The organism is Shewanella frigidimarina NCIMB 400 (assembly GCF_000014705.1).
GTDB lineage: Bacteria > Pseudomonadota > Gammaproteobacteria > Enterobacterales > Shewanellaceae > Shewanella > Shewanella frigidimarina.
Genome location: NC_008345.1, coordinates 1,265,537 through 1,284,755, shown reverse-complemented (window position 1 = coordinate 1,284,755; position 19,219 = coordinate 1,265,537). Strand labels below are relative to the sequence as shown.

At 42.4% G+C, this 19,219-nt stretch carries 15 protein-coding genes; 5 read left to right on the top strand and 10 right to left on the bottom strand.

Going from position 1 to position 19,219, the window contains the following annotated elements; translation table 11 throughout:
- Positions 1-165 precede the first annotated feature (165 nt).
- Complete coding sequence (locus SFRI_RS05605; RefSeq protein ID WP_011636559.1) at positions 166-1,239, top strand: GGDEF domain-containing protein; 1,074 nt, start codon at positions 166-168, stop codon at positions 1,237-1,239.
- Positions 1,240-1,551: 312 nt separating this feature from the next.
- Here the strand turns inward: SFRI_RS05605 and hpf are convergent, their stop codons facing one another.
- The gene (hpf, locus tag SFRI_RS05600; protein WP_011636558.1) at positions 1,552-1,908 is read right to left on the bottom strand and encodes a ribosome hibernation-promoting factor, HPF/YfiA family; all 357 of its coding nucleotides are present in this window, start codon (positions 1,906-1,908) and stop codon (positions 1,552-1,554) included.
- A gap of 424 nt (positions 1,909-2,332) precedes the next feature.
- Here hpf and SFRI_RS05595 point away from each other — a divergent pair, with 424 nt between their 5' ends.
- Entirely contained in the window at positions 2,333-2,983 is a 651-nt protein-coding gene (locus tag SFRI_RS05595; protein WP_011636557.1) for a DsbA family oxidoreductase, read from the top strand.
- A gap of 103 nt (positions 2,984-3,086) precedes the next feature.
- On the opposite strand, the gene SFRI_RS05590 is transcribed toward SFRI_RS05595, so the two are convergent.
- Positions 3,087-3,362: an early set domain-containing protein gene (locus tag SFRI_RS05590; protein WP_011636556.1), complete on the bottom strand. Its 276-nt coding sequence runs from the start codon at positions 3,360-3,362 to the stop codon at positions 3,087-3,089.
- Positions 3,363-3,637: 275 nt separating this feature from the next.
- Between SFRI_RS05590 and SFRI_RS05585 the strand changes: the two genes are divergently transcribed.
- Positions 3,638-4,075: an OsmC family protein gene (locus SFRI_RS05585; protein WP_011636555.1), complete on the top strand. Its 438-nt coding sequence runs from the start codon at positions 3,638-3,640 to the stop codon at positions 4,073-4,075.
- Positions 4,076-4,191: 116 nt separating this feature from the next.
- Here the strand turns inward: SFRI_RS05585 and SFRI_RS05580 are convergent, their stop codons facing one another.
- The 4 genes from SFRI_RS05580 to SFRI_RS05565 form a co-directional block, all read right to left on the bottom strand.
- A complete protein-coding gene (locus tag SFRI_RS05580; RefSeq protein WP_011636554.1) occupies positions 4,192-7,476 on the bottom strand; it encodes a S41 family peptidase in 3,285 nt (1,094 codons plus the stop codon).
- A gap of 202 nt (positions 7,477-7,678) precedes the next feature.
- Complete coding sequence (locus SFRI_RS20980; RefSeq protein WP_011636553.1) at positions 7,679-8,527, bottom strand: hypothetical protein; 849 nt, start codon at positions 8,525-8,527, stop codon at positions 7,679-7,681.
- Entirely contained in the window at positions 8,524-9,141 is a 618-nt protein-coding gene (locus SFRI_RS05570) for a sigma-70 family RNA polymerase sigma factor (RefSeq protein WP_041412826.1), read from the bottom strand. Before SFRI_RS05570 ends, SFRI_RS20980 begins: the two co-directional genes overlap by 4 nt.
- Positions 9,142-9,162: 21 nt before the next feature.
- Positions 9,163-11,001, bottom strand: coding sequence for a vWA domain-containing protein (locus tag SFRI_RS05565; RefSeq protein ID WP_011636551.1), 1,839 nt, complete (start codon positions 10,999-11,001; stop codon positions 9,163-9,165).
- Between the two features lie 305 nt (positions 11,002-11,306).
- On the opposite strand from SFRI_RS05565, the gene purE reads away from it, so the two are divergent.
- Positions 11,307-11,798 carry a 5-(carboxyamino)imidazole ribonucleotide mutase gene (gene purE, locus SFRI_RS05560; RefSeq protein WP_011636550.1) on the top strand — a complete coding sequence of 164 codons (492 nt, stop codon included), beginning with the start codon at positions 11,307-11,309 and terminating at the stop codon, positions 11,796-11,798.
- Positions 11,798-12,880, top strand: a complete 1,083-nt coding sequence (purK, locus tag SFRI_RS05555) for a 5-(carboxyamino)imidazole ribonucleotide synthase (protein ID WP_011636549.1) — start codon at positions 11,798-11,800, stop codon at positions 12,878-12,880. The genes purE and purK overlap by 1 nt, the downstream gene beginning before the upstream one ends.
- Positions 12,881-13,146: 266 nt before the next feature.
- On the opposite strand, the gene SFRI_RS05550 is transcribed toward purK, so the two are convergent.
- The 4 genes from SFRI_RS05550 to SFRI_RS05535 all read right to left on the bottom strand — a co-directional run bounded on the left by SFRI_RS05550 (position 13,147) and on the right by SFRI_RS05535 (position 19,195).
- On the bottom strand, positions 13,147-13,764 hold the full coding sequence (locus SFRI_RS05550; RefSeq protein WP_011636548.1) for a transglycosylase SLT domain-containing protein: 618 nt from the start codon (positions 13,762-13,764) through the stop codon (positions 13,147-13,149).
- A gap of 187 nt (positions 13,765-13,951) precedes the next feature.
- Positions 13,952-14,386: a hypothetical protein gene (locus tag SFRI_RS05545; RefSeq protein ID WP_011636547.1), complete on the bottom strand. Its 435-nt coding sequence runs from the start codon at positions 14,384-14,386 to the stop codon at positions 13,952-13,954.
- 2 nt (positions 14,387-14,388) lie between these two features.
- Complete coding sequence (gene gshA / locus SFRI_RS05540; protein ID WP_049763521.1) at positions 14,389-16,026, bottom strand: glutamate--cysteine ligase; 1,638 nt, start codon at positions 16,024-16,026, stop codon at positions 14,389-14,391.
- Between the two features lie 325 nt (positions 16,027-16,351).
- Positions 16,352-19,195: a M16 family metallopeptidase gene (locus SFRI_RS05535; RefSeq protein WP_041413438.1), complete on the bottom strand. Its 2,844-nt coding sequence runs from the start codon at positions 19,193-19,195 to the stop codon at positions 16,352-16,354.
- Positions 19,196-19,219 lie beyond the last annotated feature (24 nt).

Below are 19,219 nucleotides of genomic sequence, written 5' to 3'. Positions count from 1 at the left end.
TTACTTTAAGCATGTTAAATTGGGCATGTTAAAAAGATCATTGGATAAAAGCTTAATTCATGTCACTCTAAATAATATTCTTTATACAAGTTCTTTTTGAATATCAAACATCACTCAAATCAATTCTAACGACATATCGGCACGAAGCATTTAAAGGATGGCCCATTGCTAACATTCATTAAAAATGAAAGTAAAAGTAACGGAGAACTTCAGCAGGCTCGCGTTATATCTCTGTTTTCATTAGTCGGAATGTCGGTGACTTTTGTGATGGGCGTAATAAGCTTATTTAACAGTAATAATGTATTAACCATCACTCTATTTGTCTCCAGCATCATTTACTGTTTGGCTTACATTGTACTCAAAAAATACAACAAGCTTAACCTGAGCTCTTTTATTATCATTTACTCGTTATATATACTGATGTTCTACTTAGTCTTTACTGGCGGGGTGGAACAAACAGGTCCATTGTGGATATTTATTGTGGCGCCAGTTTCCGTTTATGTACTGGGATTAAGTTATGGTCTGGTTAACCTGCTATTTTTCTTGAGTATTATCGCTATTATTATGTTTTCACCGATAGAGATGCCTCAATATGCAACTTACTCAACTGAGTTTAAAGTCCGGTTAATATTGTCATTTTTAACCACTACCTTCCTCTCCGCGTTATATGAATATTCAAGAATGTTATCCTACAATAGTGCGCTGAAGCTCGGTAAAAAATATCAACAACTCGCATTATCTGATCCATTAACGACACTGGCTAACCGACGTAATGCGTTAACCATTTTACAGCAGGAAAAATCAAGAATTTCACGAAACAACGAACCATTATCTGTTTTGCTCTGCGATCTTGATCATTTTAAAATGGTCAATGATAAATACGGCCACAATTGCGGCGATATGGTGCTTACTGAGTTATCGCAGGTGTTTAAACAGAGTGTGAGGCAGCAAGATTGTGTCGCACGCTGGGGAGGCGAAGAGTTTCTGTTTATTCTGCCGCAAACCTCGGCTGAGCAAGCTTCTGTCATTGCAGAAAAAATTCGTACTAACGTACACCATCATAAGGTGCATTTTCTTAAACACGAGATTAGCCTAACCATCAGTATTGGCATTTCACAATTAACCGATGATCAAAATATTGATGAACTTATCAACAATGCCGACAGAAATTTGTATCAAGCGAAAAAGAATGGCAGAAACCAAGTGTATCCACAGCAAACAACATCTATCGACCTTTGAGCCGACTGGAGTATTGTCCATCACATAAATGTTATTGCTGTTTTATATCCCAAAATAACAGCTAAATGCTAGAACGCTTCGCGGCTAGACTCTATACAAAGATAACGCAGAGGCTTTACAAACTTAACAAGCTGCAGCGAACGTATTGATGCTTTACTGCGCTTAGCTTTTTAGCAATGCAACGCTCTAGCAAGTCGAAGCTAGCTTGAGTTGCTAGGTTATTATGACTGGACAAGGTTAGTTATTATGACGCTGAACAAAAAAACGCAGCCTAGGCTGCGTTTTTGGGTATCGTTATATAAACGACGATGCTTAACGTAAGTCCATTTCTTGCACTTTTTCGTAAGCGATTTCAGGTGCAGTTACATCTGGTTTTTCATGTAAGTCTGCTTTTAATTGACCTTTACGATGCTTTAGTGCCGCATCTAATTTTTTAGCGGCGCTCGTGATAGCGGGATACATGACTAAGTCAGTACCTTTAGCAGCAATGCGAGTTCCTTCATAGTTAGTTCTAATTTCAACATCATATTCACCATGCTCTTTAGCAATGATGATATCTAGCGAGATAAGCGTCGGGAAATGGCTAGCTATTTTAGCGAATTTTTCATCTACGTGTTGTTTGACAGTATCAGTAACATCAACATGGTGACCAGAAAGATTTATTTTCATAGATTGTCCTTAAAAGAATTTACTTGCCAAATTTATTGCGTATTACAACTGCATGCTGACATAAATAGTGTTGTTGTACAAATGCAGGCTGACATATTTAGACATCGGCATGTGCTTTGTATCACAAGTACTCAAACCTATAATGTGTTTTATATCTGTTTGTATACTTTACCAGCAATACCATTAATAAACGTGCATGGGGTATATCTAATTGACCTACCCCTTACATTGATTAAACATCAGATTACTGGTTAAGTATAGACACAATTTAGTCCCAAAGGTTGCAACTTTTGTGTTGTTTACACAAGTGATGGTAAACCAATCAATTAACCGCTAAAAGCAGTTAATTTATAAGCAACTATACCCATTTTATTTTTGTAGACTTAACTAAATTAAGTCGAATTAATCATTAACAGGAACATTCATGGCTACTAATCAGATCCAAATTGACATTATTTCAGACGTAATGTGCCCATGGTGCATTGTCGGTTATCGCCGACTTGAACAAGCATTGAGCAAATTTGACGATTTAGAGGTTAAATTGCAGTGGCATCCGTTTGAGCTAAATCCAGCAATGGGATCAGAGGGTCAGCATTTAGGGGAACACATTGCAGAAAAATACGGTTCAACACCAGAGCAAAGCGCACAAAACCGTCAGCGATTAACCCAAATGGGGGCCGATTTAGGTTTTGAATTTAACTTTTCCGACTCATCACGTATTTACAACACGCTACTGGCCCACCAGCTACTGTATTGGGCTGCAGAGACGGGTAAGCAAACTGACTTGAAATTGGCGCTGTTTAGCAGTTATTTTACTGAGCAGAAAAACCCAGATGACATTGAAGTACTCATTGAAGCAGCTACAAAGGTTGGCTTAGATGCTGCTGAGGCACGTGCAGTGCTCAGCGACAAACGCTTTGAAACTGCAGTAAAAGAAGAAGAGCAATTGTGGATCAGCCGCGGAATTCAAGCCGTGCCTGCCATTGTGTTTAATCAACAATATTTAGTCTCTGGCGCACAAGACCCCGACACTATTGCAGAATTGATTACCAAACTGCTCGCTGAAGCAGCATAAGCCGCTTTGAAGAAACACACAAAACCCAGCCTAAGCTGGGTTTTGTTTTTTACGAGACAACCACTTAAACCTAGTTCAACTTGGTAACTAATAAGGTTGGCGTCTAAGTACTTGGGCCTGTCACCGTAAAGCGATAGGTACTGGCGATTGTGACATTAAAATGCATGTTGGCACCTTTTTTCACTAAGGTTTTCAACAGCCCTTCAGTCACTGCATCATCACCGGCTATTGCGCCGAAGTCAATTGTCGACCAATCTGTTGTCGCGATTTTAAATTCATTATCACCAACAGCTAACGTAATATCGACGTGGTAAATGACATAGCACAGCACATACGCATTGATTACAAATAGATAGTATTCCGTTGTTTGAAAACTCATAGATAAATAACGAAAAAATATATAAAAGCATGATTCAAAAGATATTTAAATCGGATTAATGGATAAGGCTTTATCAACATTGTTTGTATCGATTTCGCCACATTTAGTGGTCGTTTCAGTTTGACTATTTGGGTCAAATTAATGGACATTAGGGTACGCTTGGTGTTGAATCAATAGAGATGTGTTACCGTTTGGTGAGTGACCGATTTTCAGAGTGATTCACGCTAAATTAAGTTGTTATAAACACCACGTCTATGTGGTTTGGGGAGTACAAAATGGGCTTTAAATTAACGGTAAATTGGCAGTCTTCACCAAGTGAGGAAGGTGAATTTAATCGCGATCATGAGGTTAAATTTGGCACTGGGCAAACGATTCAAGCGTCATCTGCGCCTGAATACAAAGGTAATGCTGATAAAGTGAATCCAGAAGAAAGCTTACTTGCGGCTCTATCCTCATGCCACATGCTGACCTTTTTAGCGATTGCCCATTTAAAGCGGCTACCTGTTGCCAGTTATGTTGATAATGCCACTGCTGATTTAGGTAAAAATGAGGCGGGTAAAGTCGCTGTGGTTAAGATGACATTAGCACCTAATGTCACGTTTGCAGAAGGGATTGAAGTTGACGAAGAAACGTTAGCGAAGATACATGAAAAAGCCCATGCAAATTGCTTTATTGCTAACTCATTAGCATGTGAAGTTGAAATAAAGCAGTAAGATTTTTTACAGTTTTACAGTTTTACATTTTTACATTTTTACATTTTTAATAATAACCCTCTCAACATGACGCTAAGAGGGTTATTTTTTATTGGTTTACTTAACTCAATATGAGGTTACTTCGCTTTTATGTCGGCTGCAGGGCCAATGTCAGGCATTGGCAAGCCTTGTAATGGAGCAATAGGTTGTTGTACTAGTTCATCTTTCAAATAACTGATAGCAGCATCAAGCTGTGCATCTTTACCGCTAAAAGTGGCATAAGGTAAGTTATCAACTTCAATGTCTGGCTCAACCCCGTGACCTTCAACAACCCAACGGCCATCAATGGCATATTGTGGGTATTCTGCCACTCGTGCCATGCCTTTGTCGGTCACTGAATTTCGACCCGACAACCACACACCAGCGCCCGCGGTTTGCTTACCGATTATAGGCGCAATATTCAGCGCTCTAATGCCAGCAGAAAAAGTCTCACCATCTGAGTAGGTCATTTGATCAGCCAACACAACTAAATGGCCTCTGAAGGTTTGTTGCATGTTTGCGTTTGTGCTGCCATGAGTTGGCTGCCAAAATGCCCACGCACGGCGTAACAGTTTTTCGATAATCCAGCTGTCGATATTGCCACCACGATTGCGGCGAACATCGATGATTAAACCTTCTTTGTCGTAATTAGTATAAAACTCGCGAGCAAAGCTTTCGACATCACCGCTGCCCATGGCATATAAGTGTAAATAACCAATATTCCCTTTAGAGGCTTTGGCCACTTTGTCGCCGTTATGCTCAACCCAATCAAGGTAACGCAGCTTGGCATCGGTACCAATATCATGGGGAGTCACTATGGTATTGATGGCTGTTTTACCACGGACTAAACCGAGCAACACTTGCTTGTTGCCTTGATTTCGCAGCAGTTGAGTTACATCGGCAATGTTAGTGATTTTCTTGCCATTGATGCTCGCAATCACATCGCCTTCTTTCGCATCAACCTCAATGCGTGCCAATGGGGATGCCGACAACGGTAACTCAGGATCGGTTTGATAAATATGGCTTATTACCACACCTCTATCGGTTTGTGTCAGCCTAGCCCCTAATGCAGCGGCTTTGGCTGCATCGGCATCTTGGGCAATATCTCCACCACGCACTTGTGAATGTAACGAGTTCAGTTCACCCATCATTTGGGTAAAAATGTCATTCAGCTCATTACGATCGGTCAGTCTGTCGACCAAAGGTTGATATTTAGCTTTAGCTGCTTGCCAATCTACGCCGCGCATTTTTGGATCAAAAAACGAGTCGCGATGCATTAACCACGCGTCTTCAAAAATTTGTTGCCATTCTTGCTGCGGCGAAATACTTAATTGCCATTGGTCGGTGCTGACTTTGGCGCGCGATACATCGCTGGGAAGTTTGTCGCCGGCATCGACAATCATGAGGCTTTTAGGATCAGATTGTTTGCGCAGCATGATTTTACTGCCATCTTTTGATAGCGAATATTGGCCGACATCTTCGCTAAAGGCGTCGACTTTAATATTGAGCGGGTCAAACTTAATCAGTTTTAGCTCGCTTTTGTCTTGGCTACCATCCAATAAATACAGCTTATCTTTAGCTGCGGTTAAGCTATTGTAGTTACCTGCATCAACTGGCACTTGCCATAAGCGTTGGTTTAATCCGTCCCACTCTACTTTGACTTTTGCTGGGATGTCTTGGTCTTTACTGTCAGCTTTTTTAGCGTCTTTGTTAACGGTAAGCTCGGTTGGTTTGGCAAACGGAAACGACGCTTTAGCGTCTAACGCTAAGGCAAACACTTGAGTGCGCTTGTCAAAAATCGGTCCCATGTTACGGTCGCCCCAAGGCGAGCCAGGATTAGCTTTAAATTCGCGGTTAGACAAGAAATACAACCATTTACCATCGTGACTAAAGCTAGGAGAAAACGACTCATATTTGTCTGTGGTCAAGGTTTGTGATTTTGATTCGTTAATGGAATACAACACAATTTGCGGACGTTGTTTGCCAATTTCAGCCTTGGTTAGCGCAATAAATTGACTGTCGCCAGACCATTTTATGTCTTGGTAAGGGCCTAAACCCTCACCATTTTGTATGATTTTTTGGTTATTGTAGCGGCTTAAATCAAGTAACCATACATTGCCCATGTAATCGTCATGCACTAAATAACGGCCATTGGGAGATAACGACAAGCTGGTGCGTAAGGTGCTGCCATCTTTAGTGAGCTGCTTAGCACCAGCAGAACCGTCGGCAGGATATTGCCAAATTTCTTGTTCGCCAGACGCATCGCTAATGCCATAAACCCATTTGCCGTCATCACTTAACAACGCATCGCGTACACGACTATCGGCGGGTGAATCTATTTGCACTAAACGACGACCATCGTTGCTGGCAATAGCTACATGGCTACGGGCCGTTATTACTACGTTATCGCCTTGATGAGAAAATACTGTCGAGGTGGCGTAATCCATTGGGTCGTTAACCCACTGCTCACGGCGATGAGTAAAGTCGCTGGTAAGCTCGATGGCTACTGTAGATTCTGCAAGATCGGCTAAGTTAAGCAACTTAATGTCGGCGCCCTGCTGAAATATAATACGGCCATTATTAAGCTGGGCGTCACGCACTTGCCAGTCGCTGTATTGAGTAAGTTGTTTAATGTCTTTGCCATCTAGTGTCATTGACCAGATGTTGTCATTGCCTGATTGGTCACTGACAAAGTAAACACGCTGGTTCCATAGCATTGGCTGTTTAACCGAGCCTTCATGGGCGCTGGTTAACTGCTGCGCTTCTTGTTTACTGCCTAACTTATAACGCCAAATTTCGCCTTTGGCGCCGCCGCGATACACTTTGACATTGTCGCCGCTAACTTGCAGACCAAATTGGGTAAAATAAACATATTCACCTTTATCATCAATGGTGCCTTCGACTGCGTCAGCTAACGGTAAATCGGTAATGGTTAAGGATTGTGGGTCAACGGTTTTAAGCACCCAGAAGTTAGCCGGGCCAAAGGCGTTGTCGGTTGAATACAATACTTCGCCAGACGCTGTCCAGCCTTGCAGACGTACTCGGCTGTTTTCAAAGCTCACACGTTTAGCTACGCCGCCTGCAATTGGCATCACATACACTTCGGTTGCGCCTTCATAATTGGCAGTATATGCCACCCATTTACCGTCTTTAGAAATAGTTGCGTCTAACTCTTCTGCGGCCAAACTGGTTAAGCGGCTGGCTTTGGTTTGATTGAGTTGCTTAGTCCAAAGATCGCCTTCGGCAGTAAACACTAAGGTTTGATCGTTTAAGGCTGGAGCACGGTAATAACCTTGATTTGAGGCGTTGGCGAATATCATTGATGAACACGCTAAAGTGCCTAGTGCCAACATACAATGCGCAACGGAGCGACGAAGTTTCATGGTGAGGAGCTTCCTTATAAAGTCGATAATTAGAGATAACGCGTTATCGAGTAGGCTATTTTTATTGATTGATTCACGTTATCAGAGTTATGCCAATTGTTGCAGTACAAAAATGTAACTAAGCTCTACAGGAAACAAAAACGGCTAAGCAATAATTGCTTAGCCGTTGGTATTTTACCGTCTTAGTGTTCTGGTATTTTGCTTACTGCGAAGTCAGTTGCAGTACAATTTTATGGTATTGCTCATAAAGTGGATGCGACGGATCTGATAACTCAGGGAAGCGTTGATCGATGGTGATCATATAACGCTCAGCCTGAATCAGTTTATTGTCGGCCATTAATACTTTTAAACGAGCCAAAGCAACATCAGCAGTATCTAACTCAATGTCACCTTTTAACGAACCATTAAATGACTGTTTCACTTGTTGCACCTCCTTGTCATGGCTACGTGATTGCAGCTCTAATACTTTCTTTTGTACTTCTGCATTTACTTTGGCAGGTGCTGGCGCGGCACTCATTACCGCGGACGATTTATCTGCCATTTGAGATTCAATGGTTCCGTTGCTATCAGACCGATTGTTATCAGATGCTTCACTGACTACATCACGATTAACACGTTCACTATTCATTGGCGCTGAACTCATCGACAATCCCTGTACGGCAATCGATTCTGCGGCTGTGGCATCTTCAACTGGTGATTCTGTTACTTTAGGTACATCCGATGTCGATTTGACCTGCTTAAATGATGACTGCTGAGCAGGTACGCTTTGCTCCGAGTCTGTGCCAAGGTGTTTTTGCAAACTTGGATTTAATATAAATAATCCCGCCACCAGCAACACTGAGGCAGCACTTGAGTACACCCAAGCATTGCGTTGCCAGATTGATTTTTTAGTTGAACTCACTTTAGTGACGTTAGCCCCCGAACGCGCCTTGGCTAATATGGCTTCATCAAGTTCTGCAGAGGGTTGCTCTAATGGTTGTTGATGATAAGCATCTTTGATTTCAGTTTGTAATGCAGTGAACTCTGCATCATGATCTTGTTGCTGACTCATAATGTTGTCTCCTGCCTTTGATTAGCAATACATTGCTTAATACTCTGATAAGCATAACGAATACGACTTTTAGTTGCTTCTAAAGTCACATTAGCAATGTCGCTTATCATGGCGGCGGTCATGCCCATTTCAATGTTGAGTAAAAAAGCCTCTTTTTGCACTGCGGGTAACTTAGCAATGCAACCCTTCATCATATCGGCTTGTTGCTGCTGCTCAATTTGTGGCTCGGGCGAAGCTTGATCGTCGGCTTGTAAGCTGTCCATGGTTTCATCTTCACCAAGCGGGGTAACCTTATCGAGAGGCTTAACGGCTCGCACGTGGTCAATCAATAAATTATGGGCAATTTTATATAACCAAGTGGTGAATTTAGCCGTGACTTGATATTGCTTCGCCGCATTAATCACCTTACCCCAGGTATCTTGATACAAATCTTCGGCTAGCTGCTGGTCATGTAATTGACGCACAAAATATCGGTACAAAGGGCCTTTGTGTTTAAGGTATAAGGCTTCGAACGCGCGTACGTCACCGGCTTGGTAGTCGAGCATCAGTTGCTCGTCACTTCCCACTTGAGGAATTAACGACTCATCCTTAGGGTGTATTGATGTTGGCACCATTTTATCCTTTTTGTGACGCATTTATTGGCTAACCCAACGAGTTTCAGGTTCAGTCATCAAAACCTGCTTATCGAGTACACTTGCAGTTTTTAACATTTGCACAAACTCATGGCGATAGCCAAAACGGTCTTGGCCCATTGCAGACTCAGCAAGTGTAATTAACTTAGCATAATCAGTATCGTGGACATAATTATTCTGGTTAAGCAGCTGACCAAAACCTGCAACTGCCGCAGCAAATCTAAAATCGTCACTGGCTTGGTGTAAATGCGTTAACTGCTGCTCACGGTTAATGGGGTAAGTGATTAATTGACTGTCTTGTTCGCCAATCGCTTTATAACGCAGCTTTAAATAAGCCACTTCATTTGCGGTATGTGGATGAACTTTAGCATCATCTATTTGCGTCGATTCTGTGGCGGTATAACGCAGCGGATCAACTAGGCGATTATGGCTGTCGTTATAACGAATTTCATATAATGCAGTAACAGTATGACCCGCACCAATTTCGCCCGCATCAACGGCATCGTTATTAAAGTCACTACGATTTAACAAGCGGTTTTCGTAACCAATCAGTCGATACTCAGACACCACCGCAGGGTTAAACTCAATTTGCACTTTAACATCGTGAGCAATGGTTAACAGTGTGGCACTAAGTTGATCAACCAGCACTTTCCGTGCTTCATTTAAGGTGTCGATAAAGGCATATTGTCCGTTAGCTTTATTGGATAATTGCTCCAACAAATGGTCGTTGTAACTGGCAGAACCTGAACCTAGTCCAAAACCAAGTGTTGATAAGCCAATCCCCTTTTTGCTTCGACTGGCAACGAAATCGACCAATTGCTGATGATCTGTCATCCCCAAGTTAAAGTCACCGTCGGTGGCTAATATGACTCGGTTACTGCCGTTTTCGATAAAGTGCTTTTGCGCTAATTGATACGCCAACTGAATACCTTGGCTACCGTTAGTGCCACCTTGCGCATTTAACTGACTTAGGGCTGTTTTAATGGCGGTAAAGTCATTACCTGCGACACCATCAAGGACTACACCACTGGCACCGGCGTACACCACAATCGATACTTTATCTTGCGCCGATAGTTGCTGACTCAGCATTAGCATGGCTTGTTTCAATAATGGCAATTTATCAGCAGACGACATAGAGCCTGACACATCAAGCAATAACACCAAATTACTTGCGCTAAGCTTATCAGGCGCAACATCAAACCCTTTAAGGCCAATACGTAATAACTGGGTATCTGCATTGTAAGGTGATGGTGCTAATTCAGTATTGACACTAAATGGCTGCTCAGAGTTTGTCGGTACTGGGTAGTCATAGCTGAAGTAATTGACTAACTCTTCTACCCTAACGGTATTCTTAGTCGGCAGTTGGCCTTGATTGATTAATCTGCGCGTAGTGCTGTAACTGCCAGTATCAACATCAATTGAAAATGTCGATACCGGTGTTTCGCCAGCAACCATATTGCCGTTTTGCACTACCGACTCAAACTTATCATTAGTCGTTGGTGCCAAAGAGAAATTGCGATCACTTACGCTAACATGCTGAGAACTCACAATACGCTGCGCCATTGACGATGTCATGACTTTAGCACTGCGATGTAGCTCCTTTGAGCCTTGGTATAAATCAGCCTGTGGCTCAGACGCCATCACTAAGCCTGCTACCTCAGATAACTCGGGACGCGCTTGTGCAGAGGAATCCGTTTTACTCGCGGATTGAATTTTAGAAGTAGATTGGGGCTGACTTTGTTTCGCACTGTCTTTGGATTCTTGCGCACAACCACTGATAATAATAGCACTAATCACGATGGCTAAGGCGCTGCTAGTAAGTTGTTTATGGGTATTGTTCATGGTTATTCCTCTAATCTATCGACTGATTTATTCATATTGGCCGCATCAACAAAGTGACCTTGCATACAGCTAATAACGAGCGCGATAAGTAAAAGGGTTATTTATATACAATGTGTTTAAGTAGTTTTCGTATTTAGAAACTGAGTGTTAGCCTCAAGAAACACTGAAATGCAGCCAACAGAGCACGGCTTATGCTATTATCTAGCACCTTTTTTATCGCCTTAATATTGACGTTAACCGCCGCTGTACCCTACTGAGCGAGTTAACTAAATATACTAATAGAATAAGTACGTTAAGGAGTTAACATGCAAGCCCTAGTTGCTGTTGTAATGGGTTCGAAAAGTGATTGGCCGACAATGGAAGCCGCCGCTGAGATTATGGATAAGTTACAAGTGCCTTATCATGTTGAAGTTGTTTCAGCTCACAGAACACCAGACAAGCTAATGGAATTTGCAAGTTCTGCTGCAGATAAAGGCTATAAAGTCATTATTGGTGGCGCAGGCGGAGCAGCCCATTTACCAGGCATGATCGCCTCTAAAACGCGTTTGCCAGTATTGGGAGTCCCAGTACAAAGCAAGGCGCTATCTGGCATGGACAGTCTATTGTCTATTGTACAAATGCCTAAAGGGATTGCCGTTGGCACCTTGGCTATCGGTACGGCTGGTGCGTTTAACGCAGGTTTACTTGCTAGCCAAATTTTGGCGATTACCGATGCCGCTTTAGCTGAGCGTTTAGAAGCATTTCGTGATGAGCAGACTCGCTCGATCCTTGATAATCCCGATCCGAGAGAAGACTAATGACGTTGCCAAAAAATCTATGGGTATTGGGTGACGGTCAATTAGGCGCCATGCTCAGTCATGCTGGCCAACCGTTAGGCATTAATGTGCGCCCAGTCGATATTATGACGCCATCAGATGCACAATTACCGCTAGAAGCTGACGACATCATTACCGCTGAACGCGAGCAATGGCCTGAGTCGCAGTTAAGTTTACAACTCAGCCAACATCCGCATTTTATCAATGGCCCTGTATTTGGTCGTTTAGCGGATCGTTTTAGCCAAAAAAGTCTGCTCGATGAATTAGCCGTCGCCACATCGCCATGGCAATTAGTTGATGATAATACCAACACAGAGGTGCTACATCAGGCTTATGGTGAACGGGTATTATTAAAACGTCGCACTGGTGGTTATGACGGTAAAGGCCAACATTGGCTTAAGCATGCAGAAGCAACAACCATCCCTGCCGATTGGCGTAATGAAGCCATTGCAGAACAAGCGATTAACTTTGATGAAGAAGTGTCACTAGTCGGCGTGCGCACCCAGGATGGCCGCTGTTTATTTTATCCACTGACACTTAACCTGCATCAAGACGGTATTTTAATGGCATCTATCGCGCCATTAAGCCGTTTAGCGCCTTTGCAAGCTGAAGCAGAAGACATGTTGAGCAAGGTGATGCATGGCCTTGAATACGTGGGTGTGATGGCAATGGAATGTTTCCGTGTTGGCGAACACTTAATGGTCAATGAGTTAGCGCCGCGGGTACATAATTCTGGCCACTGGACTCAAGCGGGCTGCCACATTAACCAGTTTGAATTGCACTTGCGTGCATTGTGTAATTTACCTTTGCATCAACCACAGGTTAATTTCCAATGTGTGATGGTTAACCTAATTGGTGTCGATAAAGACGACCGCTGGTTAAGCCTGCCAAATGCCGAACTGTTTTGGTACAATAAAGACGTTCGTGTTGGTCGTAAAGTCGGTCACTTGAACCTGTCTGTGCATAATAAAGCGATGTTAGATGACAGCATTAGCCACTTAAAAGTGTGGATGCCACAACAATATCAAGCACCATTAGATTGGATTTTGGCAGAGTTTGCTTAATAGCTTGGTTAAACAAGCGGGTTTAATTAGTTTGTAAAATCAATTAAACAAGTCATCAAATCTGTTTCTTAGGGCTTTACCTAAAGACACACGAAAAAAGGAGCCTAGGCTCCTTTTTTGTTATTGATTTTTGGTGATTAAATTTGGTGATTGAATTCTTTCTTGTGATTGAATTCTTTCTTGTGATTGAATAGCTAGGAATTTCACTTAAAACGCTAATCATTGTTCACCGTCATCAGTAAGCCGCTACACAAAGTCACTCAGACTTAATCAAAAAATACTCGCCATAACCACGACGAATCTAAATCTTCTTTGCATTGATGATACTGCGCAGCGTAGCGTTTTGAACGTTTGTCGACTTTATTGGCTACAGGCGTTAACCATCTTTTGGCTTTATAGCTACCACGCTTATAGCCGCCCCAACCTTCGTGATAATTTAAGTATTGGTTTTTAGCATCCCACTTTGATACACCATTAATTTTATGGGTTTTGTAAATAAACCAGCCCATAAAGTCCATCGCATCATCAAAATCACTGCGGCTAGACCAACTATTACCAGTTTCGCGAACGTAGTCGTCCCACGTCATGGTTTTAGCTTGTGCGTAGCCATAGGCATCGCTGGCTCGTCCAGTGGGGATAAAACCTAAAAAGTATTCCATAGGTGGTGCGGCATTGTGTTTGAAGGAACTTTCTTGATACATCATCGCTAAAGGAACATGTACTGGTACGCCCCATTTTTCACGGGTGTCTACTGCGGCTTCATACCAAGAACGGTGTTCTTTAAAAATCGAACACAGATTATCAGGCTCTTTCGGAGGCGAGGTGGCACAACCCGCTAATGACAGTAATGCAATTGCGCTAACAACACCTAAAAAAAACTTCATAACACCTCTACCAGTACCTAAGATATTGATTCTGGACTCAGTTTTACATCAATTAAAAATCAATGCAATTATCCTTACATTTTTTTGTTGCATTGTTTTATAAAGGAACAGGCATTCTTTCAACAATGCACCTCAAACTGAAAAGACTGAGTGACCCTGATTGGGCACATAATTGATAGAGTGGGTATTAACGTTTCATTTCACATTGATGAGATTCTGTTTGCCAAATAATTGGCTGCCAGTAGCCCTGATTTTGGCCAATATAGATTTTATCGGTATTGAATTGAGCTGCAATATGATAGCGCTGATCGAGCTCAACATTGACAGTAAACACTTTCACTTTACGGGCTGATAATGACACTTTTAATTCTGGTGAGTTAATCAGCTCTGCCACTGTAAATGCATGCTCGCCTGGCGATAATAGGTAATTGGGCCTTGAAATAACGGCAACGCCATCCAAGTGAGTGACCACGACACGGTATAAGTTGGCACTGTTATCGGGCGCTAAATAACTCGATACAGTACCGCACTCTACCATTTCATCTGGCGATGAAGCACAGCCATGTAAAGCTAATGCTACAACCGCAACAAGCAGTGCTCGCCAAGATGAATAAACTTGCATGATTACTTCGCCTCGAAAGTGCCTGCTGGAACAAGATCACTAAAATAATGAGCGAGGAACGTCGCAAAATTATCTTGTGGTTGAGCTTCTAAACTGTGCTGCTCAAGCAAAGACTTTTTAGCTTCGTTTTCATAGCCTTGTTCGACTTCATCGCTTAATGGGTAATGGCTTAAAAATTCATGATAATCATTTGCCAGTTGTTTAACCCACACGCTATGGTCGGTACCTTTAACCACAACTTCGTTTATCACCCGGCCCGATAACGTTTTATCTGGATCATCGATAGCTTCAGACCACGTGCTTAAGGCTGTTTGGTAAGCATGGCTATCATCACCATCGAGTAGCTTCGCGATTGTGTTTAATTGCCCAAATAACTCGTGCATCCATTGCGTTAGGCTAATGGTCTTACCGTTGCGTTGTAATTCAAGTCCAGGTTTACGACCTTCTAATACTACGGCTTTCAAGTTAGCGGCAATCTCTGCGTCGCCGACGGCATCAGTATCCTCAGATGGCGACAATAAGCAGTACAATAAAAATAGATCAAGAAAACGCACTTGAGTTGCATCTATCCCTACTGGGCTAAATGGATTAACGTCTAAGGCACGTACTTCAATGTACTCAACGCCTGCACGTGCTAACGCTTGTGAAGGTTTCTCGCCCTTTTGGGTGACACGTTTTGCACGGATTGGTGCATAAAATTCATTTTCAATCTGCAAAATATTACTATTGAGTTGGCGGAATTCACCGTCGACATTAATACCAATCTTTTCAAACTTTTTCGATGGCATTTTAATTGCTGCGCCGACGCCTTCAAGGTAGTCAGGCAATGAGTTGTAGCTAATATTAAGCGTGTCTTGTTCTTTGTTGGTATAGCCTAAATCACTCATGCGCAATGAAGTTGCATAAGGAAGGTATAAGGTCCCTTTACCGGTTTTTTTAAATTCGAAATCGACGTCTTGATCTTTTATAAATGAACTACATAATGCCGGCGTTGACCCAAACAAATACGGTAACACCCACACTAAACGACGGTAGTTACGGATCAATCCAAAATAAGATTCTGAGATAAAGTCTTCAAAGCTAATATTTTTACTGCAACAAGCGGCACCATTGGTCATCTTGTCATCATACAAACGTTGCCATAAATCTTGCGACACCGAAAAGTTAAAATGAACCCCAGAAATGATCTGCATTAATGCACCATAACGATGGGTTAACCCTTTACGATATAAGGTTTTCATTTTACCGTTATTGGAGCTGCCATATCGTGCTACAGGGATATCACTGACTTCACCTACGTAACATGGCATGCTGACAGGCCACAATTTTTGACCATTAAGGTTACGCACACTGTAAGCGTGGGTTTGCGTTAACCCTTCGAGCAAATCATCAATACTATGACTCACTGGCGTAATAAATTCTAATAAGGCTTCGCTGTAATCAGTGGTAATGCGCGAATGGGTCAGAGCAGAACCGAGCGCTTCTGGGTGTCCGTCTTGTGCTAAATGGCCGTTTTCATCAATACGCAATGCTTCACGTTCAATACCACGTAACATGCCCAATAAAGCCTCACGGCCTTGAGTGTCGCTTAAGTGTTCGACTTTTTCATTGAAAGACTTCAATTTACTACTCTCTTTTATGGATTCGCATTGCGAGTAAACAGCTAGACCTGATAATAAACGAGATTATTACTGAAAACGCGAAAAAAAATGTAACTCAGTATAATTAGCGTGTTTATGGGTGTTAAATTAAAAACGGCAACATAAGTCGTCACCGTTGATTGAGCATCAAACATTATCTTTTATTTGCCAAAAAACCGACATCGTATGATATTACGATTAAAGCACATAATTTAGCTCAATCTATATTTACAACAGATTGAGCTAAGGACATATCTCATGTATATGAGGCTAACATTAGCTTATTTCAAGGCTAGTGTTAACCCTAGTAGTAGCAAGTGTTCAACTAGTCGGCAAGTGTCATCATTTCAATCTGATACCCCAGCGCTGTTAACTGCGGTACAACTGTGGTTTTATCACCCACCACCAGCATCACCATATCATTGATATTTAATAATTTACTGGCAAGTTTGTTTAACTCTTCGGTTGAAATATTTTTCACAATTTTGTCTTGTTTAGCCGTAAAACTTTTATCGAGCTGATAACGTTGGATCATTCTTAAAAAACCGGCTTTTTGATACGGGGTTTCGTATTCTAATGCTTGGCTCTGCGCAATGGAACTGCGCATAAAGGCACTTTCTTCGTCAGTCATACCAGATGCTTGGTAAGCGTTAATTTCGTTAACAAACTCAGCTACTGCTAACCCTGTTACATCGCTTCTTACGCTAGCATACGCCATAAACTGACCGGTATCTTCAGCGCCACCAAACTGAGTGCGCGCACCATAGGTGTAACCTTTATCTTCACGTAGATTAAGATTAATACGACTATTAAACGCATCCCCTAATGGGTAGTTCATCAGATAAGCTTTAAAATAATCACCTGTTGCATCATAGGGTAACGACACTTGGCCGATATTAATCACCGACTGTGCTGCACCGGGTTTATCAATCAAATAAATGGTGTTTTTAAGGTGTGTTGGTAATGCAGGCAGCGCTGCAACCTGAGTCGCCTCACCTTGCCATTCATTAAACATCGACAACTTAGGCATTATTTGTTGTTGATTTAAGTCAGACACCACGACCATCTGAGCATTACCTGCACGGTATTGCTGTTGGTAAAATTGCTTCACGTCATCTAGCGTTAATGCTGATATTGATTTAATCGTACCATCACTGCTGATCCCTAATGGGCTATTGTTGCCATATAACAAGGCAGAAAAACCACTTCGGGCTAGATAATTAGCATCGGACATTTGATGTTGCAAACCTTGCAACTGCTGTTGTTTAACTCGTTCAAAATCTGCAGCAACAAAACCGGGACTAAACAAACGCTCTTTAACGATGGCAAGCGTGGCATCTAGGTTTGCCGTTAAACTCGACACTTTAAGGTAACTTTGTGAATCGCTGGCGCCAAAACTAATCGATGAACCTAACATATCAAGCGCCCCAGCCAAATCCTCGCTGCTGCGTTGCTCGCTCGACTCATTAAGCATTGATGCAGTTAACTCAGCAAGACCCGCCTTGTTAATTGGGGTTAAACGATGGCCGCCATCCAAATAAATAAGCAGTTCGACAGTTGGCGTTTCGTCACTTTCAGTGCCCATCACTTTAATGCCATTTGCCAGCTTACTGTCCCATAATTGCGGCACTGTTAGTATCGGCGCCGCGGCTGATGCTGGGGTTTTATTGCGATCAAATGAAGATTTGGCGAAAGTGATATCGGTTAATCCCGTTACCGCTTCTTGCGCAATAGGCAAAGTAGTCGGTTCAAAATTATCCGCGTGGGCGATTAATTGTGTTTGCCCTTCTGGCACAATACTCATTACCACCATTGGCTTATTTTTAATGTAGGTATTAAATACCCGCATTACATCGGCTTTGGTGACGTTAGCATAACGAGCTAAATCAGCAGCCACCATGTCAGGTTTACCAAAAAAGGTTTGGTTAGCGGCAAGTGTCGAGACTTTTCCAGCGACACTTTGCATACCAAAAATAGTGCTGGCTTCGAACTGCACTTTGACTTTTTGCAAGTCATCGTCGGTTACGCCACGTTGTTCAAACTCACTGATAGTTTCATTAATTTTGCTTTCAAGATCAGCAAGACTGCCGCCTTTACTCGGGTTAGCGACAGCGTAAAGTGATAACTGACAAGTAAGCTCTTGGCATGGATGGCTGACTGCAGCTTGGACTGCATAACCATCTTTGACCAAATTTTTATAGATAAGTGATGTTTTACCGCCACCGAGAATATTAGCGAGTAGATCGAGTGCGGCTTCGTCTTTGTGTTGCGCGTAAACAGTGGGGAATCCCATGTATATTAATGGCAAATGTACTTTGTCTTCCATCGATATATAACGGGTTTTATCCAATGTCACCATGGTTTTAGCTTCAGGCTTAACCGTAGGCCCTGCTGGAATTTCACCAAAGTATTTATTTACCCATGCTAACGTTTGGATCTCATCAAAGTCGCCACCAATGGTTAAGGTCGCATTATTAGGCCCATACCAACGTTGAAAAAAATGTTTCACATCAGCAACTGTGGCGCGATCTAAATCATCTGGCCAGCCAATAACAGGCCAAGAATACGGGTGACCCGCTGGATAAAACGCTTGGTTAAAACGTTCATTTAAACGGCCATAAGGACGGTTATCAATCCGTTGTGCACGTTCATTTTTAACGGTTTCACGTTGTACTTCGAATTTTTCACTCGTGAGGGCGGGCAGTAAAAAGCCCATACGGTCAGACTCTAACCACAGCATTTTCTCTAGTTGATTACTTGGCACAGTTTCAAAATAATTGGTTCTGTCGGTATTGGTGGTGCCGTTTAATGTTCCGCCCGCTTCAGTAACCACTTTAAAATGCTGTTCATCACCAACGTGTTGTGAGCCTTGGAACATCATATGTTCAAATAAATGTGCAAAGCCACTGCGACCGGCTAATTCACGGGCTGAACCGACATGATAGGTCACATCGACATGAGCTAATGGATCTGACTTATCTTGATGCAAAATCACGGTTAAGCCGTTGGCTAACTGATATTTTTTATAAGGAATGCTAACTTGATTTGCTGTCGGGGCCGCGGTTTCAATTAAGGTAACACCTTGGGGCAAACTCGACGACTGATATGCGTCATATGCGCAACCACTTAATACAGCACTGATGGCCGCTGCTAACATCCATTTATTCAAATTTAGTTTCAAAATCGACTCCTT